Origin of the sequence: Brachybacterium sp. AOP3-A1-3, from assembly GCF_052378285.1 — a bacterium.
GTDB lineage: Bacteria > Actinomycetota > Actinomycetes > Actinomycetales > Dermabacteraceae > Brachybacterium.
Map to the genome: position 1 here is coordinate 18,051 of NZ_JBQSXM010000024.1, position 19,547 is coordinate 37,597.

The window sequence follows — 19,547 nt, forward strand, 5'->3', positions numbered from 1 at the left end:
CGATACCTCCGCTCCCCGGCACTCTCCACCGGCCCCGCACCGGGCTGCCCAAACCGCCCGAGCCGTCCGAGCTCGAGTCACGTCGGCCGTGCCTGCTCTCAGCCGCCGTACGGCCCCTGCGGCGGCGGAGTGCCCCCACCGCCCTCGTGCGGCGCGGCGCTGCCCGGGGACATGCCTGCATCGGTCGGGGCTGTGGCGCCCGGGGCTGCGGGGCCCGGGCTTGCCTGACTCTCGGCTCCGGGAACCGGGCCTGCCTGATCCGCGACCGCGGGACCCGAGCCTGCCTGACCCTCACTGCTCCCTCCCGCGGACCCGCCGAACAGCGCCTTCAGCTTCGCGCGGTTCAGGAAGGCCACGATGCCCACGGCGAGGAGCAGGCCGAGGAACGCGAGGACGGCGAGGATGCCGACGATGGCGCCGATCCCCAGGCCCGTGCGCTCCGCCGCGAAGGTGAGGATCACGCCGTGCGTTCCCTCGACCGTGATGGTCTCCTCCCCGAGGGTCGCGCCGCCCTGCTCGTCCTCGGTCACGGCGGTGGGACGGAGACCGTCCCCGCGGATCGTCCAGGTCGCTTCAGTGCCCGCCTTGTCCCAGAGCTTCTCGTTCAGCCCCATGGCCAGCGACACGGAGTACTTCCCCCCATCACGTTCACGTACGGTCACCTCCGGGGCCCCGTCCAGGCCCTCGAAGCCGAGCTTCTGCAGGGCACCGGAGAGCTCCTCGGAGGAATCCGCCTCGGCGGTCCGGGTGTACGTGACGACGCCCTCGGATTCCGAACGCTCGGTGCCCTTGCCCAGGAAAGCCACCACGTTCTCCTCGGTCACCACGGCATCATCCGAGGCGGGCAGCGAGAGGTCCATCGTGACGGTCCCGCCGCCGTCACGATTGACCGTGACGTCGTAGACGGCCTTGCTGAAGGTGATGTTCTTGGTGATGACCTGCGCCTCGGTGCCGCCGTCGAGCGCGATCTCCTCGGTGGCGTCCGGGTCGTCGACTTCGCCGCCGGAGAATCCGGCCGGGACCAGCAGAGCCTGTTCCAGAGAGCCCATCTCCCCGCAGGCCACGGTGCATTCGATGGTGTCGACCACGCGGGTCTCGATGGCGAACGGGTCCTCGGAGCTCGGCTCGGTCTCGACCGACAGCACGCTCCCGGTGGTGGCGAGGGCGGTGTCGGTCCAGGTGCCGACCTGCTCCGCGGTGCCCTGCGGGAAGGCGATCACCCACGTCGTGCCGGTCTCGCCGGCCGGCGTGAGCTCCCCGCCGTCGGGCGTCGCCGCCGCGAAGAAGTCGTCGAACTGGTCCTTGGCATCGAGATATGTGGCGCGCGGCAGCTCATAGGTGAGAGTGCGCGTGTAGGCATCCGCCGCGGGATCCTCAGCCCCGGCGGTCACCACCTTCACACCGTCGAAGCCGACGGCTGCGGCGTTGGTCCACACCGCGGCGGATCCGTCGCCGGCGTACGAGTCCCGCTCGAGCTCGGACCCGTCGGCCGTGACCTTGACCGTGCCCGGATCGAGGGCGCTGTCGATGTCGCTCTCGCTCGCGTCGGCGATCTTGCCGTCGTCCACGAGCGCCTTCACGGCCCAGCGCGTGAGGTCGTTGGCGGTGAAGTTGCGGGTGAGGGTGTATCCGGAGCTGAAGGGCGGGCTCGGCGGCGTGAAGGTGACCTCGGCAGTCTTCGTGAGCTCGCCGGCGGCCAGGATCGGCTGAGCCTTCGCCGCGTAGTCCTTCGCGTCCTTGAAGGAGAGCGTGAGGGTGAAGACGGTGTCCGTGCCGTTCTTCGTCATGCCCTGGTAATCGAGGCCCGGATTATTCGCCTCGATGACCGACTCGATGGTCTTCGCACCGCCGTCGACGTCGTCCATATCGGTCTCGCTGATCACGACCGCGAGGGTCTGGACGCCGGTTCCGTCGGCGGCGATCTCCGTGCTGTCGTCGACCTCCCCACAGGCGGCCAGCAGGAACATTGCGGCGATCCCGGCGAAGAGCAGCAGCAGGAGCCTGGACCGGGAGAGGCCGCGTTCCGCGAGGAAGGGGGACGGGGTGACGGTGGTGTGCATGGCATCCTCCGGGGACGACGGAGGAGCGAGCCACCGCCGAGCGAGATCGGGTGACCTCCAGCCTAGAGAAGTCGACGACACCAGGTGACGGTTGTCCAGAATTACCGGACATCGACCTGATCTCGCCCCGTCCCGCCCCGCCTCATCTCATCTCGCCCCGCCTAGCCCGGCCCCATCTCGCCTCGCCTAGCCCCACCTCATCTGGTCTCGACGCATCCACTGGCGCGTGGTGTGCAGACCGCGCCGTATGCGGGCAGCCTGCTCACCAGACGCCACTCGATGCCTCCGCTCGCCCCGCAAGCTCCCCCGGCACCCGGCCCCCGCCCCCCGGGCCAGCCTCACCCTCGCTCCCCCGACACCCGGCCCCGGCCCCGGCCCCGGCCCCGGGTCAGCCTCGCCCCCGACCTCGGGTCCCGAGCGCCACGAGCGCCACGAGCTCAGCGGCCCGGGGACTCCTCTGCCCGGCGCTGCAGGAAAGCGGCGATCGCGCGCAGTTCGACCTCGTCCACGGCGTGCCCGAGGTGCGGCCTGCGCTCTTCCTCCATCCGCGTGTGCTCACGCATGAAGGCGCGCACCGCCTCCTCCCGCTCGGGGTCGAAGTGCGGGTCCATGCCGCCGTGCCCCCACAGCGCGGGAGGCGCGATCTCGGCCAGGGCCGCATCGCCCGGCATCGGCGCGGGGAACGGGAACCCGGAGAGCTGCACGATCCAGTCCAGGGCACGGGGGTCGCGTCGCAGCAGCTGCAGCGCGAGCGCGCCGCCCTGGGAGAAGCCGATGACGCCGGCCACGCGGACGCCCTGGGCCGACTGGCCGGCGATCCAGGCCTCGACGGCGGCGGCTGACGCCTGCAGCGACTCCGGGCGGGCCGGATCCACGGGCATCTCGAACCAGGCGTAGCCCTGCACGTAGCGGTAGATGCCGCGCAGGGAGACGTACGTGAAGTCCGCCGGCAGGAAGGGCACGAGACCGGTGAGGTCCTCCTCGTGGCTGCCCAGGCCGTGGAGCAGGATCACGACGGGCTTGCCGTCGGGCGCGGAGCCCTTCGGGTCCGCCCGCACCACGGCGTCCTCATCGATCGCCGAGGAGATCAGCTCGACCGGCGCGTACTGGGATGCATTCGTCATGCCTCGAGCGTAGCCGTCGCACGCGGGACGGGCGCGTGGGGAATCCGGGCAGGAAAGGACCCGCAGGCTGCGCATCTGCGCTGGTCGGATGGACGCTGTCCGACCACCTGCGGGTCCCGGCAGCTCGGTGGGATTTCGCTGCACGTCCGTCGATCTGATGATCCGCCGATGGCGGGTCAGGTCGATGGTCGCCTCAGCGGCGAGCCACCTCACTTGTCCGATAAGAAATCACTTCTCGGATCACCTCCCTTCTGTGTCCGACCACCGTACGACTGCCCGCACGGACAGGCAACGGAATATTCGAGTGCGACCTTGGAGTCGTTCTCACCTGCATGAACAGCTCCCAAGGTCGCACTCGGTGAGCGCGCAGGGATGCGAGCAGATTCCTGGGGCCGGCGCCCCACCAGCGACGCAGGGAGAGCTGCGCAGGGGTGCGAGGCACCCGATCGATCGATTGACATTCGATAGATTTGTGGCGACACTCGAAGCATGCCTTCCCGTAGCACCCGAGACATGCCCACCCGATTCGCCGTCGATGCCCTGCGCGCTCTCCTCGTCGTCGCTCTGCTGGTGGTCGCCGCCCTGCAGCTCGCCGTCCTCCCGTGGCTCTCGGGAGTCGTCGCCGAGGAGATGCCCGACGCGGCCTTCCTGCGGTGGCCGCTCCTGGGCCTGTCGATCCTCGGACTGGCGTGCGTCGACGTCGGCATCCTCTGCACCATCCGTCTCCTGGGATTCACCCGGCGCGGCGACGTGTTCTCGGCCCTGGCTCTGCGCTGGGTGGATGGGATCATCGCCGCGCTTCTCGCGGGAAGCGTGGTGTGCCTGGCCACGGTGACCTACCAGGCCTCGGCCGTCGGCGGCCCGCCGCTCTTCTCGTTGATGCTGCTGATGGGGATCGTGGGCGGGGTCGGCATGGCCCTGCTGATGATCGTCATGCGGTCGCTCCTGGTGCAGGCCACGACGCTGCGTGTCGAGATGGCTGCGGTGATCTGATGGCGATCATCGTCCGTATCGATGTGGAGCTCGCCCGTCGCAAGATGTCCGTCGGCGAGTTCGCCCAGCGCGTCGGGATCTCCCCCGCGAACGTCGCCGTCCTGAAGAACGGACGCGCCAAGGCCGTACGGCTCAGCACTCTCGAGTCGATGTGCGAGGTCCTCCAGTGCCAGCCGGGCGACCTGCTCGAGTGGGTGCCTGGGACGGAGGCAGCTGAGTCGGAGGCAGCTGAGACGGAGCACGGCTGAGACGGAGCACGGCTCAGCCGCAGCGCGTGCCAGGATGGTCGCCGACATCGATGTCGTCCCCGACGAGGAGTGCTGCCGTGCAGTCTGTCCTGACCGATTCCCTGGAGAAGGTGCTCGGGGACGCCGCCCCGCGCCCCGCCGAGCTGATCGGGGGTGCGCACGCCGCCGGGTTCCTCGGCGAGGTCCTGTCCGTGCAGGTCGCGCTGCTGCTCGACGAGCACGACGCCCCTGACACCGCATCCCCGGACCAGTTCGCCCACGCGTCCCGGAGCCTCGACGATGCCTCTGCGGTGGTGCAGGTGCGGATCTCGGGCGACCTCGCCCCGCGCGCCCGTCTCCACGTGGTGCGGCGCGTCCCCGTCGCGACCCCGGCGCCGCAGAACCCCGACGAGCACTACCTGGTCACCGAGCCGGGCGAGTACCCCGACCTCCTGGAGCCGGTGACCGACGGCTCCGTGCGCCTGACACCGGGGACCTGGGAGTCCCTGTGGATCGACGTAGTAGGCGCTGCAGAGGCCGACGCCGGCAGCCATGCGCTCACCGTGACGCTGACCAGCGCCGACGGGGAGCACGTGCTCGCCGAGCACACCGTGCAGCTGAGGATCCATCCGCACTCCCTGCCCGCCCTCGCGATCACCAACACCCACTGGTTCCACGCCGACAGCCTCTCGACCTACTACGACGTCGAGGTGTTCTCGGAGCGGCACTGGGAGCTCATCGAGGCCTTCCTCGCCTCGGCGCGCGAGATGGACGTGAACTCCGTGCTGACTCCCACGTGGACCCCGCCGCTGGACACCGCCGAGGGACATGCGCGCCCGACCGTGCAGCTGGTGGGCATCCGCGACCTCGACGGGCAGTACAGCTTCGACTTCCACCGGCTGGACCGCTGGTTGGGGATCTGTCGCGACCTGGGCTTCACGGGCATCGAGGTCGCCCACCTGTTCACCCAGTGGGGTGCGCGCTTCACCCCGGCCATCGTGGTGGAGACCCTCGGCGGGCTCGAGGACCGCTTCGGATGGCACGTCCCGGCGACCTCCCCCGCCTACCGCCGGCTGCTCGAGGCTCTCGTCCCCGCGCTGCGCGAGCACCTCCGGGAGAACTGGGACGGCGAGGTGCTCTGGCATATCAGCGACGAGCCGGGCCAGGACCACCTCGAGGCGTACCGCGCCGCGAAGGACCAGGTCTCCGACCTGCTCGAGGGCGCCCGGGTGGTCGACGCGCTGAGCTCCTACGACTTCGCCGCGCAGGGTGTGGTCGCGACCCCGATCGTGGCCACCGATCACGTGGGCCCGTTCCTCGAGGCCGGCTGGGCACCCTGGGTGTACTACTGCGTCTCCCAGAACCGCGACGTCGCCAATCGCTACATCGCCCTGCCGTCGGTGCGCAACCGTGTGCTGGGCCGGCAGCTGTTCGCCTTCGACGCCCCGGGCTTCCTGCACTGGGGATACAACTTCTGGTGGTCCCAGTTCGCTCTCGAGCCGATCGACCCGTTCCAGGAGACCTGCGCCGGTGGCCCCTTCTTCGGCGGCGACGCCTTCGCCGTCTACCCGGGCCCCGACGGGACTCCCTGGCTGTCGATCGGGCATCGCGTGTTCGCGCAGGCCATGGCCGACCATCGGGCGCTGACCTGGCTCGCCGAGCTCACCGACCGGCCGAGTGCGAAGGCGCTGATCGACGAGGGCGGCACGCTGACCTACTCGTCGTTCTCCTACGACGTGAGCGCCCACCTGCGCTCCCGGCACGCGGCCGACGAGAGGATCCTGGCGGCCCTGGCCGCGGGCTGAAGCGGCCGCGGGCTGAAGCGGCTGTGAGCTGAGTCGGCCGTGAGCTGAGTCGGCCGCGGGCGGGGTGAGCGGCGAGCGCGGACCCCGCCCGCTCAGACCTCCGGGTCGGCGAGGTCGCGGTCCGTCCCGGCGGCATCCCCGGCGGAACCGGCGATCTGGTCGAGCTCCGCGTCCTCCGCATCGCTCTCCATGCGGTCCTCGTCGCGGTTGCCCTGCTCCGCGGCGACCGTGTCGTCGGCCCCGCGCTCGCGGTCCGCGTCGACGCCGAAACCGTCCGCGTTGCGGGAGTCCGCGCCCTCGGCGGCCACCCGGTCGGTCTCCAGGGCGTCGTCGATGCTCACGTCCCCGGGCCCGTCCTCGACCGGGCGCTCGTACTCGTCCTCGCTGGTCTCTGCCAGCTTCTCCACCTCGGGATCCTGCATCGGGTCGGCCTGCTCGGCGTCGGCTGCGAGGTTCTCGGGGTCAAGGGGCTCGGGGTCAAGGCGCTCGGGGTCAAGGGGTTCGGTCATGGCATTCCTCCTGTGGTCACGTGGTCTCGCGTTGATCAGGACTGGCGCAGGGCGTCGATGATCGCCGCCCCGAAGGCGTCGAGGTCCCCAGGGTTCCGTGAGGTGATCAGGCGGAATCCCGTGGAGTCGTCGAGCACGACCTCCTGGTCGCTCCACTGCGCCCCGGCGTTGACGAGGTCGGTGCGGATGGTGTCGACGGAGGTGAGCTCGCGACCGTCGGCGAGGCCGGCCTCGATGAGCACCCAGGGGGCGTGGCAGATGGCGGCGACGGGCTTGCCGCTCTCGGCGAACGCCGTCACGAGCGAGCGGACCGTCTCGTCGGTGCGCAGGGCGTCCGCGTTCAGGGTGCCGCCGGGCAGCACGACGGCGTCGAAGTCGCCCGCCTGCACGGCGTCGTAGGTGGTGTCCACGGGCACCTCGGGGCCGAGGTCGTGGTCCACCACGAGGGTCTGCACTGTTCCCGCCTCCGTCGCCGCGACGGTGACCGTCGCGCCGGCGTCGCGCAGCGTGGCGAGGGGGCGCTGGATCTCGTCGGTCTCCGTGCCGAAGTTGCTGGTCAGCACAAGGACCGCACGGCCTTCAAGAGTATTGGTCATGAGCGTCACCTTCCGTCGAGAGGGACGGCGGCGGAGTCCGGCGTGCGGTGACGTCGACCTCCGGACCGCCTGTGCTCCCGACCGTAGCACCGTGCTCTCCACGGGTTCCACCGGTCGCTCCCGGAACTCTTCCGTGGCTCTCCCGTGGATCTCTCGCAGCTCTCCCGCCCTGCTCAGAGCCTGCTCTGCACGCCTCGAGGCCGCCATGGCGGAACCATGACGGCCTCGAGACCGCTGCGATGCAGGGAAGCGGGCAGCGAAGGGAGTGGATCAGTCCTGCGGGCGCGGGGGCACCGCAGGTCCGGCCGACGGAGCCGGCCCGGAGGCATCCGGACCGGCAGTCGTCGCCGGACCGGCAGTCGTCGCCGGGCCGGTCGAGCCAGTCGCCGGGCCGGTCGAGCCGGTCGCCGGGCCCGTGGCTGCAGGCTTGTGGGCCTCCGCCTTCTCCAGCTTGGCGAGCTGACGGGCCGCGGCGTCGCGCCCGCCGAGACCGAAGGCCAGCATCGCGGCAGCGGCGGCACCGATCACGAGAGCGCCGAAGGCCATCTCGATGATCGAGTCGGCCACGCCCATGGACTTCAGGCCCATGGCCACGAACAGGACGATCACGGCCCACTTCACGATGGTGCCGGCGGTGCCGCGGAGCACCTTGCCGACGATCATCGCGATGAAGAAGCCGGCGGCGATGATGGCTCCGCCGAACAGCACGTTGCCGCCCAGCTCGAGGATCTGGCTGAGGATCGCGGTGATCTGCGGGAAGCCCAGGGCCTGGGCGCCCATCACGGCGAAGAACAGCACCACGGCGATCTCGACCACGCGCAGCACGGTCGGGGTGGCGGAGGAGCCCTCCGGGAGGATGTCCTGCTTGGTGAGCCAGGCATCGATGCCGGAGCTCTCGAGGATCGGGCGGAACAGCCCGGAGACGAAGCGGCCGATGAGCACACCGATGCCCACCAGGACCACGGCGGCGATGATGTTCGGGATCGCGGTGAACACCGAGGTGAGCATCGCGGAGGCGGGGTCGGAGATCGAGGCGATGCCCAGGATCTGCAGCGCCGCGATGGACACCACGATCATGATCAGGGCGAACACGACCGAGGCGAGGATCTCGGGCACCTTCGACGCCGGAGCGGCGGGGCGACCCTGCGGAGCTTGTCCCGGGTGCCCGGGCTGCTGACCGGGCTGACCCGGATGGCCGGCCTGGCCCTGGGGTGCGGTCTGGGTCTGTGCACCCTGCGGGGCCTGGGCGGCCGCGGCCGGACGACCGGCGGAAGTCACGCCGCCGGTGGCCTTGTCGAAGCCGGACTGGGCGGTGCCCAGGAGCTTCCCGAAGTCCACCGCGTTCAGCGCGGTCACGATCAGGGCCTTCACGATCTTCGCGATCGTCAGACCGATGATGAAGACGAAGACGGCGCCGATGATGTTCGGGATGAACCCGAGGCCCTGCTCGAGCATCCCGATGACGGGCGTGAGCACCTGCGAGAGCTGGAAGATCCCCAGGATGAGGATCAGACCGAGCAGCCAGATGACCATCGAGGCGATCGTGCCGAGCGAATTGCCGAGAGCAGCTCCGTCGACGCCGGGCCGCCGGAGTGCCGGGACCTTCTGCGTCAGGCTTGCGACGCCTTTCTTGACCAGCATGGCCAAGATCGCGGTGATGATGATGATGACGACGGCAGCGAGGACTTTCAGTCCCAACCCCGCCCAGTCGACGTTCGATAGGGAATCCACGGGAACCTCCGGAGCTCGAGGGGAAGATGGTCACCGATCACGTCCGACGGCCCTGAGGTAAACCGGTCGGTCATCGGCCAAGGAACATTCACGATTCCTTCATGAAGAGCATGGTTTATGACCTACGTCACGTCCAGAACTGCAGGTGAGAGCGGAATACTGATTCCTGTTCGAGTGTCGTTTTTGTCCGAGATCTGGCGATTCACCGTCCTTCGGCCTCACGCCCCTCGGCCTCACGCCCCGCAGCCTCGCTGTCCCGCGGCCTCACGTCCCGCAGAACGTCAGGAAGTCCTCGCCGCCGTCTCCGGGCCCTTCGAGGTGCGCATGCTCGGCGCGACGCTCGAACGGCTCGCGCACGGCGTCCAGGAGCGTGAGCACCGGGTCGAGGTCCCCCAGATGCGCGGCTCGGAGGGCGGCGTCCAGGTGCACGTTGCGCGGGATGTGCACGGGGTTCGCGCGCATCATCCCTGCCCGGGCTTCGTCCGCCGCAGGCCCGGCACCCCGCAGCTCGAGAAGCCTCTCGTGCCACGCCCGGAACGGCGTCGGATCGGCGAAGAGGGCCGAGGGGTCCCCGTCGCTCAGGGCGCGGAAGAAGCCCGTGTGGTCCACCTGCTGCTCCTCGAGGAGTGCGAGGACCTCGGCGCCCATCGAGCGGACGGCATCCAGCCGGCCTCCCCCGTCGGCCGTCGGGATCCCGAGCTTCGCCGCCATCCCCCGGGCGTACGCGTCGAGATACGTCGGCTCGAAGCGCTCGAGCACCGCCGTCGCCTGCTCCACGGCGACATCCGGGTCCTCGTCGATCAGCCGCACCAGGGTCTCGGCGAACCGGGACAGGTTCCACAGCGCGATGCCCGGCTGGTTGCCGTAGGCGTAGCGGCCCCCGCGGTCGATCGAGCTGAACACGGCGCCGTGGCGATGCCGGTCCAGGAAGGCGCAGGGCCCGTAGTCGATGCCCTCGCCGGAGATGGTCATGTTGTCGGTGTTCATCACGCCGTGCACGAAGCCCACGAGCATCCACTGCGCGAGCAGCGTCGCCTGCTCCTGCACGACCGCCTCGAGCAGGGACAGGGACGGATTCGCCGCAGCGCGCGCCGCCGGGTGGTGACGCTCGATCGCGTACTCCACGAGGCGCTCGAGGACCTCGGTGCCGAGGTGCCACGCGGCGTATTCGAAGGTGCCCACGCGCAGATGGCTCGCCGCCGCGCGCACCAGGATCGCGCCCGGCTCCGGGGTGACGCCCTGGCGCGGGGCGATCTGCTCCCCGGTGCCGAGCACGGCGAGGGCGCGGGTGGTGGGCACGCCGAGCGCGTGGAGGGATTCGCCGACGACGGCCTCCCGCAGCATCGGCCCCAGCGGCGCCTTGCCGTCGCCGGCGCGGGCGAAGGGCGTGGCCCCGGCCCCCTTGAGGTGCAGGTCATGACGACTGCCGGCGGGCCCGCGCAGATCGCCGAGCAGCACGGCGCGGCCGTCCCCGAGCTGCGGATTGGGATTCCCGAACTGGTGGCCGGCATAGACCTGCGCCGTGGTGAAGGGATGCTCCGGGGCATGCGCGAGGGACGGTCGCGGGCACCCCTGCTCATCCACCTGTCCCGTGAGCAGGGCGATCCCATCGGGGGTGCGCAGCTGCTCCGGGTCAAGGCCGAGCTCACCGGCGAGCTCCTCGTTCAGCCAGAGCAGCTCGGGACGCGGCGGAGCGTCCGCCTGCCAGGGGATCGAGAGCTCCGGCAGAGCGGCGGCATAGGTCTGGGACAGGACCTGATCGTCCATGGCAATCGCCTCCTTCCCGCCACGCTACCGCCGCCAGGGGAAAGCCCTCTCTTGACACCGGGCGGCCTCAGAACGAAGACTGGTCCCCGATAATGTGCAACCGGGTTGCAAAACAGGACCCGGGGCCCGGCGTCGCAACGCCGACCACGGGACGACGAGAGCGAGGGAGCTCGATGAGCGGGATCGAAGGAAGCTCGTCAGTCGTGCGTCAGGCCAACGCCCGCGACTGCGTGCTCGCCCTCCGCGACGCCGCAGGGCCCCTGAGCGTCGCCGAGCTCGCCGCTCGCACCATGCTCTCGCGCCCCACCGTGGACAGCGTGCTGCAGGATCTCACGGCGAACGGCACCACCGTGCTCGCGACCACGGCCGCCGCCCGCGCCGGGCAGCCCGGACGCCCCGCACGGCGCTTCGCCCTCGACCCCTCGGCCCGCTCCGTCGCCGCCATCGATCTCGGCGAGCGCTCCGCGACCTGCGCGGTCACCGACGCCGCCGGGGTGGAGATCGCCCGCGCCACGGTGCCGATGGAGGGCGGGGAACCCGTCCAGGCGATCGAGCACGCACTGCGCGAGACCGGTACCGCCCCGGCGGCGATCGGGGTCGCCGTGCCCGGCATCGTCGGGGCCGACGGTCGCGTCGCCCGGAGCCTCGCCCTGCCCGGTCTCGTCGGCCGGGATCTCACCCGTGAGCTCGAGAACCTCCTCGAGGCCGACGTCGTGGTCGAGAACGACATCAAGCTCGCCGCCCTCGCGGAGCGGCATCTGGGGCCCCCCGCCGAGTCGATCGCCTATGTGCAGATCGGTCACCGCATCTCGGTGGCGCTGATCGTGGGCGGCACCATCCTGCAGGGCAGCCACCGGCTGGCCGGGGAGCTCGGCAGCCAGCGCGGCATGCGCTGGACGAGCACGTCCCGGCGCGGGCGCCTGACCTGGTCGACCGGGGACGAGGCCCGCCCGCTGCTCGAGCGGGCGGCGGCCGGAGAGCCCGCCGCCCAGGAGGAGATCGTCGCCTTCTGCGAGGAGATCGCGCCCCGGATCGCGACCGTGCTGCTGACCGTCGACCCCGAGCTGGTCGTCGTGGGCGGCGGCCTGTCCCGGGAGGGCGAGGCCCTGCTGGGTCCGCTGCGCCGGAGCCTGCATCACCTGCTCATGACTCCCGAACGGCCCGAGGTGGTCGCCGCGCGCCTGACCACCGACGGCTCCCTCACCGGGGCGCTGGGCCGAGCGTTCGAGCACGGCTCCTCCCGCATCGCCGGCGTGCCCGGCGTGCCGGCGCCGTGGAGCGCCTTCGCGCCGGCCCACGTGTCCTCGTCCTCGCCCTCGAGCGAGGAGCCCGTCGCGACCCTCTCCTGAGAGCGCCCCCACCTGCACCGGCCCGTCCAGCCCCCACGACATCCACACCGCCACCGCCACCGCCACCGATTCCACCCCCAGCACCCTCTCGCGAAGGAACACACCATGACCACCGGCATCAGCCTCGGCTTCAGCTCCTACAGCTTCCACTCCAAGCTCTCCACGGGCGAGATGACCCTGCCCGAGGTGATCGAGTGGGTGGCCGCGAGCGAGGGCGAGCACCTCGAGCTCGCCTCCCTCGGCGACGACGCCGACTCGGCGATCCCCACCATCAACTCCGATCCCGCCTACGTCGAGGAGATCCGCGCCGTCTCCCAGAAGGCCGGCGTGCCGCTGTCCACCCTCGCAATCGGCGCGAACCTCTCCACCGACGATGCCGAGGAGCTCGCCTCCCAGGTGGCCCGCATCAAGAAGTACGTGGACCTGGCCGAGACGCTCGGGATCCGCCAGATGCGCCACGACGTGGTGGGCCATCCCGGCCTCGAGGGCGATGACACCCCGGAGTTCGAGAAGGCGCTGCCCTCGATCGTCGCCGCCAGCAAGGAGGTCGCCCAGTACGCCGCGACCAAGGGCATCACCACGAGCCTGGAGAACCACGGCTTCTTCGTGCAGGCCGCCGATCGCGTGCGTCGGATCATCCACGCGGTGGACGAGCCGAACTTCCGCACCACCCTGGACGTGGGCAACTTCGTCTGCGTCGACGAGGCCCCGGAGGTCTCCGTCGCCCAGAACCTGCCGTACGCGATGGTCGTCCACTTCAAGGACTTCTACATCCGTCCGGCCGACGCCGCCCCCGGCGACGGCTGGTTCCGCAGCCGCGGCGGCAAGCACCTGCGCGGTGCGGTCGTCGGCAACGGCGATATCGACCTGCCGGCCGTGGCCCGCGCCATCAAGGCCTCCGGCTACAGCGGCTACGCCTCCATCGAGTTCGAGGGCTGGGAGGACTGCCTGCTGGGCTGCGAACGCGGCATCGCCAACGCCCGCCGTCTGCTCGAGAACGCCTGACCCCCACGTCACACCTTTCACCGCACCACCTTTCCACCCCTAAGGACCCCCTGATCATGACGAAGTTCCGAGTCGGCGTCATCGGCGCCGGCAGCATCGCCCAGTCCCACCTCACCGCATACTCCGAGAACGCCGACGTCGAGCTGATCGCCGTCGCGGACATGAACCTCGAGCGCGCGCAGTCCGTGGCCGACAAGTTCGGCGCCAAGCGCGCCTACGCGGATCCCCACGAGCTGCTCGCGGACGACGAGATCGACGGCGTGAGCATCTGCACCTGGAACAACTCCCACGCGAGCTGGGCCATCGCCGCGATCGAGGCCGGCAAGCACGTGCTGGTCGAGAAGCCGATCGCCCGCACCGTCGCCGAGGCCGAGGAGATCCAGCGGACCGCCGAGAAGCACGACCGCGTGGTGCAGGTCGGCTTCGTGCGGCGCCACTCCCCCAACTGCCAGGTGCTGAAGTCCTTCATCGACGCGGATGAGCTGGGCGAGATCTACTACGCCAAGGCCAGCTGCATGCGCCGGGTGGGCAACCCCGGCGGCTGGTTCGCGGACAAGGAGATCTCCGGCGGCGGTCCGCTGCTGGACATCGGCATCCACGTGCTGGACCTGTGCTGGTACCTGATGGGCTCCCCCAAGGTGGTCTCCGTCAGCGGCAACACCTACGACAAGCTGGGCAGCCGCGGGAACGTCACCACGATGCCGCGCTACAAGGCGGCGGACTACGACCCCAGCAAGAACACCGTCGAGGACCTCGCCAACGCCGTGATCCGCTTCGAGAACGGCGCCTCGCTGCTGCTGGACTGCTCGTACTCGCTGCACGCCACGAAGGACTCGATCGACGTGTCCGTCTACGGGGAGAAGGGCGGCGCGGAGCTCGAGCCGGCGCTGCACATCGCCACCGAGATGCACGACTCCGTGGTGAACATCGAGCCGCAGATCGCCTCGCGCACCTTCGAGTTCGGCGTCGGCTTCGCCAACGAGATCCAGAACTTCGTGGACGCGGGCCTGGGACGCGCCGAGTCGGTCGCCCCGGCCTGGCACGGTGTCGAGATCGTGCGCATCCTCGAGGCGATCTATGCCTCCGCCGAGTCCGGCCAGGAGATCTCGCTGGTCTGACAGCCGAGGTCCGGCCGATCCGGTCGCCCAGTCGATCCAGTCGATCCAGTCGATCCGGTCGATCCAGTCGATCCAGTCGATCCAGTCGATCCGGTCGCCCAGCCGATCCAGCCGACGACGGCCCCCACGAGCCGGGGAATGTGGAGTTACATGGGTCCATGACTCAGAATCTCCCGTTCCCCGGCTCGTCCTCGTCCGCCTCCCCGCACGGCACGTCCGGCCATGCCGAGCATTCCGGCCATGACCACGACGACGCGCAGGTGCCGCGCCTGGACGCCGCCGCCATCCCTCACTCCATCCGTCACGCCGCAGTCCTCGGGGCGCTGGACTCGATCCGGCCGGGTTTCTCGATGGATCTCGTGGCACCCCACGACCCCAAGCCGCTGCTCGCCCAGGCCCAGGCACGCTATGACGCCGGTGTCGACATCGACTACCTGGTCAGCGGGCCCGACGAATGGGTGCTGCGGCTGACGCGCAAGGGCTGAGCGTCCCCCCCCCCCCCCGAGAGGCTCCTGTCCGTTCGCGCGCATCGCTCGCCGACATATTGACATCGTGACGCCGGTCACAGAGTCTGGAGGGGGTGGCCGCGCCCCGGTGGAACCGGGCACGGACAGGCCGCCCATCAGGCAAGGAGGCCTCCCATGACCAGCAATCGCGCCATCGCCTATCAGGGACCCGGCAAGGTCGATGTGGTCGACATCGACTACCCGACGTATGAACTGAAGGACGGTCCGGGGGTGAACCCGGACAACGTCGGCCGAAAGCTCCCCCACGCCGCGATCCTCAAGGTCGTCACCACGAACATCTGCGGCTCCGACCAGCACATGGTGCGCGGTCGCACCACGGCCCCGGAGGGTCTGGTGCTGGGACATGAGATCACCGGCGAGGTGATCGAGACCGGACCCGGCGTCGAATTCATCCAGAAGGGCGACCTGGTCTCGGTGCCCTTCAACATCTCCTGCGGCCGCTGCTCCCTGTGCAAGAAGGGCCGCACCGAGATCTGCTTGAACGTGAACCCCGATCGGCCCGGCAGTGCCTACGGCTACGTGGACATGGGCGGCTGGGTGGGCGGACAGGCCGAGTACGTGCTGGTGCCCTACGCGGACTGGAACCTGCTGAAGTTCCCGGACGCGGACCAGGCGATGGAGAAGATCCTCGACCTGACGATGCTCTCGGACATCCTCCCCACCGGCTTCCACGGCGCGGTCACCGCCGGGGTCGGCCCGGGCTCCTCGGTGTACATCGCCGGTGCTGGCCCCGTCGGCACTGCCGCCGCGATCGGCGCGCAGCTGCTCGGCGCCTCGGTCGTGATCGTGGCGGACATGAATGCGGACCGCCTGGCCAACGCCGCGAAGCACGGCTGCGAGACCATCGATGTCTCCCAGGAGGATCCCCGCGAGGGGATCACCCGGATCCTGGGCCGCGAGGAGGTCGACGCCGGGGTGGACGCCGTCGGCTTCGAGGCCCGCGGCCACGGCAAGGATGCCGGCGAGGCGCCGGCGACCGTGCTGAACACGCTGATGGACGTCACCCGGGCGGGCGGCGCCCTCGGCATCCCCGGCCTGTACGTCACGGGCGATCCGGGCGGCGTCGACGAGGCTGCCCAGGAGGGATCGCTGTCGCTGCGCCTCGGCCTGGGCTGGGCGAAGTCGCTGTCGTTCACCACCGGCCAGTGCCCCGTGATGCGCTACCACCGTCAACTCATGGAGGCGATCCTGCACGACAAGGTGCAGATCGCGGACGCCGTCAACGCCACCGCCATCTCCCTGGACGACGCCCCGAAGGGCTACGCCCAGTTCGACGCGGGCATCGCCAAGAAGTACGTCATCGATCCTCATGGTGTCACCGGGAAGGTCGAGGCGCTCTGACCGGAACGATCATCGGCACGGTCAGAAGGGCGGCGGGTCGTCCCAACCATCCGAGGGCTTCGGTGGCGGAGCGGGCGGGCAACCTTCCGCCCGCCTCCTGACGCTGCGGCGTTCCTCGGCGCTGCGCTCTGCCGGGGGCGTCCGCTCCTGCTCCTCACGCAGCCGGGCGGCGTCGGCATGGGCACGTTGATGCTGCTCCCAGGCGGTGGCGAGGAGCGTCGCGAGGATCGGGGTCAGGAGATCCCGTTCCTCGCGGGTGCGGGCACGGATCTCCCGGTCGATGTTCCAGGTGGTCCCGATCGGTCTGCGACCGGCGGCGTCCCGTGCGTGATCTTCCGGGTCCTCGGGGGCCCGAACCGGATCGGTGCGCCCGGCGGTCTTCTGCTGATGGTGCAGCCAGCACAGTCGGTGGAGATTCCAGATGCTGGTGGGCCCGCCCCGGTCAGGATGCTCGTGGTCGTATTCGAGGATGTGGTCGTCCTCGGCGGCGAGAACGGTGGGCCTTGCGCAGCCCGGGGCCGCACAGACCGGGTGCCGCAGGCGCAGCTGGAGGCGCATCTGAGCGGTGGGCTGGTAGGTCTCCGCCACGACCGGGAGGTATGCGCCGGTGATCGGGTCGGTGAGGATCCGCTGCCAGGTGCTGTGGCCTGCGGCGAGGTCGCGGGCCTGCTCCGCGGGGATCGGCGTGATCCCGTTCAGCGTGGCGGGTGCGTCCTCAAGCCCCATCAGCGTCATCGCCGGCACGGTGACCAGGATCTTGTACGCCGTGGACGTCTCCTGGACCGGGTCGATGTCGAGCATCGAGTGGGTGAGGATTGCATAGCGCAACGTGGCCAGGGAGAGCGGCCGTCCCCGCTCCCGAATGTTCTCGTCGATATCGAAGGGCAGCGGCCCCTCCAGTTCGTCCTGGAGGGCATGGCGCTGGGCTTTCTGCACGTCCCTCGCGCTGACGTCGAGACGATGCGCGAGCGCCGTGATCTCCGGGATAGGCCCGCTGACCAGGAGCGTCGCGGTGCCACTCTCGGGATCTGTCATGTCGAGCCGCACGTCCCGCACCGGTGACTGCGGCATGGTGAGCGACCCGGCGCTCACCAGGGCGACGAGCAGACGCACATGACGCTCGAACTGGCTGCGGGAGATCGACCGCAGGTCCCAACCCGCCACGTGCGCGTCGACGATCCCGACCTGCTCGTCGCTCAGCCGGCGCATCCGCCGCAGCAGATAGTGGTGGAAGTCCTCGGGCAGATCACCGGCGGCGAGCACGTCGTAGGTCAGCGGCATGAGCTCGACGCTGCGGTGGGCATCGCGGATCTGAGCCTCTGCCTGCGGGATGCTGCAGCGGAGTCCCAGGGCGACCTTCATCGCGGAGATGTCGGCATCATCCAGGCAACCCGACGCATCGGGATCACGGGTGAAGAACTCCGTGAGCAGCAGCATCTGCTCCGCATAGAGCTTCGCGCGCTCACGCATCGAGCCGAAGATCGCCCGGACGCAGACAGCCTGACCCTCGTCCTCCTCCGCCTCGGCGTTCTCGACGATGCGCTCTTCGGTGAGCTCGATGCGGGCGCGCACGGGCCAGGTGGGGATGTCTCCCTTCAGTTCCTCACCCATGACGCCCTCCTCGACTTCCGACGACCCGATCAGAACCGTCCGCAGATTCTCTCGGTGGCTACCCTACGACCGAATACCTTCATTCTATATCGCAGCTCCGACATTTCACGGAATGGGCGCGTGGCGGGGAAGAATTGTGGATAACTACCCTGTGGGGAGGAGAGGTCGACCGCCGGACGACGGTATGAGCAGATGGTCGGGCAGCCAGCGGGACGGCCAGCTAAACAGCCTGCGGAACGGTCAGCAGGGCAGCAGGGCAGCAGGGCAGCCAGCGTGACGGTGAGAGCGCCGAGGCTCGGCGGAGAGGCGGGGTGATGACAGCGCGTGAGCGCAAAAGCGGAGGCGATGGAGCGGCGCGCTCTAACGAGGCGACGCGAAGGTGGAGCGAGCTCGGCAGGTCCCGCGGTGACGCGATGGGCAGGTGACGCGATGGACCGACGTGCCCCTGGATAGGCATCCATCCAGGTCAGAGGCCTTCACGTCGACGCCTGAGCTCCCCTCACATCGATGTCAGATAGACCTCGGAACAAGACCTCTGAGGGGGAGATCTCCGCGCATCCTTCACGCGGGCGAAGTGGCGTGGAGTTCCCGCCAAGACACGCTCCGGACTCGGCACAGCTCACCCTCGAGCCTCACCGGCCGCACCAGCCCGACCGGTGCCACCGGTCCTACCGGCCTCACCGGTCTCGCCGGTCTCGCCGGTCTCGCCGGTCTCGCCGGTCTCGCCGGTCTCGCCATCGAGACTCGCCATCGAGACTCGCCATCGAGGCGCAGCAATGAGCCACGTCGACGGAAACTCCATCAAAATCGATAACCCGTGGGGCCGACTCGAAGATGCTTCATTCTGAATGTCAAGCCCCGGGCTGAGAATGTGGATGGGGCATCATTGTGGAGGACAATTCGACGCGGATCCGCCGGGCGGGGTGCTGCGCATCTTCCGCTGCGTCCGCCCCGTCGGCCCGTTTCTCCGTGTCACACCGTGTCCATCAGTGCCCTTTCGTGTCCCTCCGTGTCCCCCCGTATCACTCCGTGTCCCTCCGTGTCACAACCTGCCCGCCCGTGCTCCGGCCGCAGTCGTCTGTGCCCCGTTCGTGCTCCCGCACGTCCGCCCCTGCGCGGGTCGGTCCTCGCGCGCGTCGGCCCTCCCGAGCGCGTAAGGTCGAGGCATGACAGAACGCACCACATACCTCCTGGTGGACGGCGAGAACATCGACGCCACGCTCGGCATCTCCGTGCTCGGCCGTCGGCCGCAGCCTGAGGAGCGTCCGCGCTGGAACAAGCTTCTCCACCACGCCGAGGTCTCGTGGGCACAGCCCGTCAAGGGCCTGTTCTTCCTCGCGGTCGGCGACAGCCTGCCGTCGGGCTTCGTCCAGGCGCTGATCGCGCTGGGCTACAAGACGGTCCCGCTGCGCGGCGAGGGCAAGGTCGTGGACATCGCTATCCAGCGCACGGCCGAGGCGCTGCAGTCGCGCGCGGCGGACGTCATGCTGGTCAGCCACGACAAGGACTTCGTCCCGCAGATGACGGATCTGGCGGCGACGCCGGACCGCCGCACCGCTCTCGTGGGCTTCCGCGAGTTCATGGCCGCGGATCTCCAGGAGATCCCGGGCATCGAGTTCCACGACCTCGAGTACGACGTCGCCGCGTTCACCAGCAAGCTGCCCCGCGTGCGGATCATCGACATCGACGACTTCGATCCGCTCGAGTTCATCTGAGGCACGGTCGGGGGGGGGCGGCGCGGCCCCCCCCCCCTCCCCGGGGTGTGGTGATCAGTGCTGGCGGAG

The 19,547-nt window shown here is 69.9% G+C and carries 17 protein-coding genes; 9 read left to right on the top strand and 8 right to left on the bottom strand.

All coding sequences use genetic code 11. The features are described from left to right. Positions 1-98: 98 nt before the first annotated feature. Together ACT3T5_RS17865 and ACT3T5_RS17870 are read right to left on the bottom strand one after the other, a co-directional pair. Entirely contained in the window at positions 99-2,060 is a 1,962-nt protein-coding gene (locus ACT3T5_RS17865) for a hypothetical protein (RefSeq protein ID WP_444595101.1), read from the bottom strand. Between the two features lie 437 nt (positions 2,061-2,497). Then, positions 2,498-3,184 (bottom strand): alpha/beta hydrolase, encoded by a 687-nt coding sequence (locus ACT3T5_RS17870; RefSeq protein WP_444576996.1) that lies wholly within the window; start codon positions 3,182-3,184, stop codon positions 2,498-2,500. A gap of 513 nt (positions 3,185-3,697) precedes the next feature. On the opposite strand from ACT3T5_RS17870, the gene ACT3T5_RS17875 reads away from it, so the two are divergent. From ACT3T5_RS17875 to ACT3T5_RS17885, 3 genes are all read left to right on the top strand, one after another. After that, positions 3,698-4,177 carry a DUF2975 domain-containing protein gene (locus ACT3T5_RS17875; RefSeq protein ID WP_444595102.1) on the top strand — a complete coding sequence of 160 codons (480 nt, stop codon included), beginning with the start codon at positions 3,698-3,700 and terminating at the stop codon, positions 4,175-4,177. Then, on the top strand, positions 4,177-4,425 hold the full coding sequence (locus ACT3T5_RS17880) for a helix-turn-helix domain-containing protein (RefSeq protein WP_444576994.1): 249 nt from the start codon (positions 4,177-4,179) through the stop codon (positions 4,423-4,425). The genes ACT3T5_RS17875 and ACT3T5_RS17880 overlap by 1 nt, the downstream gene beginning before the upstream one ends. Before the next feature lie 77 nt (positions 4,426-4,502). Beyond that, on the top strand, positions 4,503-6,209 hold the full coding sequence (locus tag ACT3T5_RS17885; protein WP_444595103.1) for a DUF4091 domain-containing protein: 1,707 nt from the start codon (positions 4,503-4,505) through the stop codon (positions 6,207-6,209). A gap of 92 nt (positions 6,210-6,301) precedes the next feature. Here the strand turns inward: ACT3T5_RS17885 and ACT3T5_RS17890 are convergent, their stop codons facing one another. From ACT3T5_RS17890 to ACT3T5_RS17905, 4 genes are all read right to left on the bottom strand, one after another. Continuing rightward, the gene (locus ACT3T5_RS17890) at positions 6,302-6,718 is read right to left on the bottom strand and encodes a hypothetical protein (protein WP_444595104.1); all 417 of its coding nucleotides are present in this window, start codon (positions 6,716-6,718) and stop codon (positions 6,302-6,304) included. A gap of 35 nt (positions 6,719-6,753) precedes the next feature. Then, positions 6,754-7,314 (bottom strand): type 1 glutamine amidotransferase domain-containing protein, encoded by a 561-nt coding sequence (locus ACT3T5_RS17895; RefSeq protein WP_444576991.1) that lies wholly within the window; start codon positions 7,312-7,314, stop codon positions 6,754-6,756. Between the two features lie 270 nt (positions 7,315-7,584). Continuing rightward, entirely contained in the window at positions 7,585-9,045 is a 1,461-nt protein-coding gene (locus ACT3T5_RS17900; RefSeq protein ID WP_444595105.1) for a mechanosensitive ion channel, read from the bottom strand. Between the two features lie 264 nt (positions 9,046-9,309). Beyond that, entirely contained in the window at positions 9,310-10,812 is a 1,503-nt protein-coding gene (locus ACT3T5_RS17905) for a protein adenylyltransferase SelO (RefSeq protein ID WP_444595106.1), read from the bottom strand. 173 nt (positions 10,813-10,985) lie between these two features. Between ACT3T5_RS17905 and ACT3T5_RS17910 the strand changes: the two genes are divergently transcribed. From ACT3T5_RS17910 to fdhA, 5 genes are all read left to right on the top strand, one after another. Further along, a complete protein-coding gene (locus ACT3T5_RS17910; RefSeq protein WP_444576988.1) occupies positions 10,986-12,161 on the top strand; it encodes an ROK family protein in 1,176 nt (391 codons plus the stop codon). 105 nt (positions 12,162-12,266) lie between these two features. Next, positions 12,267-13,166 (top strand): sugar phosphate isomerase/epimerase family protein, encoded by a 900-nt coding sequence (locus ACT3T5_RS17915; protein ID WP_444595107.1) that lies wholly within the window; start codon positions 12,267-12,269, stop codon positions 13,164-13,166. A 56-nt stretch (positions 13,167-13,222) separates the two neighbouring features. Continuing rightward, positions 13,223-14,284 (top strand): Gfo/Idh/MocA family protein, encoded by a 1,062-nt coding sequence (locus tag ACT3T5_RS17920; RefSeq protein WP_444576986.1) that lies wholly within the window; start codon positions 13,223-13,225, stop codon positions 14,282-14,284. Between the two features lie 158 nt (positions 14,285-14,442). After that, positions 14,443-14,769: a DUF2249 domain-containing protein gene (locus ACT3T5_RS17925; RefSeq protein WP_444576985.1), complete on the top strand. Its 327-nt coding sequence runs from the start codon at positions 14,443-14,445 to the stop codon at positions 14,767-14,769. Positions 14,770-14,925: 156 nt separating this feature from the next. Beyond that, a complete protein-coding gene (fdhA, locus tag ACT3T5_RS17930; RefSeq protein WP_193117726.1) occupies positions 14,926-16,152 on the top strand; it encodes a formaldehyde dehydrogenase, glutathione-independent in 1,227 nt (408 codons plus the stop codon). 21 nt (positions 16,153-16,173) lie between these two features. Here fdhA and ACT3T5_RS17935 read toward each other — a convergent pair whose 3' ends face one another. Next, entirely contained in the window at positions 16,174-17,763 is a 1,590-nt protein-coding gene (locus tag ACT3T5_RS17935; RefSeq protein ID WP_444595108.1) for an HNH endonuclease signature motif containing protein, read from the bottom strand. 619 nt (positions 17,764-18,382) lie between these two features. Beyond that, a complete protein-coding gene (locus tag ACT3T5_RS17940) occupies positions 18,383-18,514 on the bottom strand; it encodes a hypothetical protein (protein ID WP_444595109.1) in 132 nt (43 codons plus the stop codon). A gap of 415 nt (positions 18,515-18,929) precedes the next feature. Here ACT3T5_RS17940 and ACT3T5_RS17945 point away from each other — a divergent pair, with 415 nt between their 5' ends. Continuing rightward, the gene (locus ACT3T5_RS17945) at positions 18,930-19,478 is read left to right on the top strand and encodes an NYN domain-containing protein (protein WP_193117724.1); all 549 of its coding nucleotides are present in this window, start codon (positions 18,930-18,932) and stop codon (positions 19,476-19,478) included. Positions 19,479-19,547: the final 69 nt, after the last annotated feature.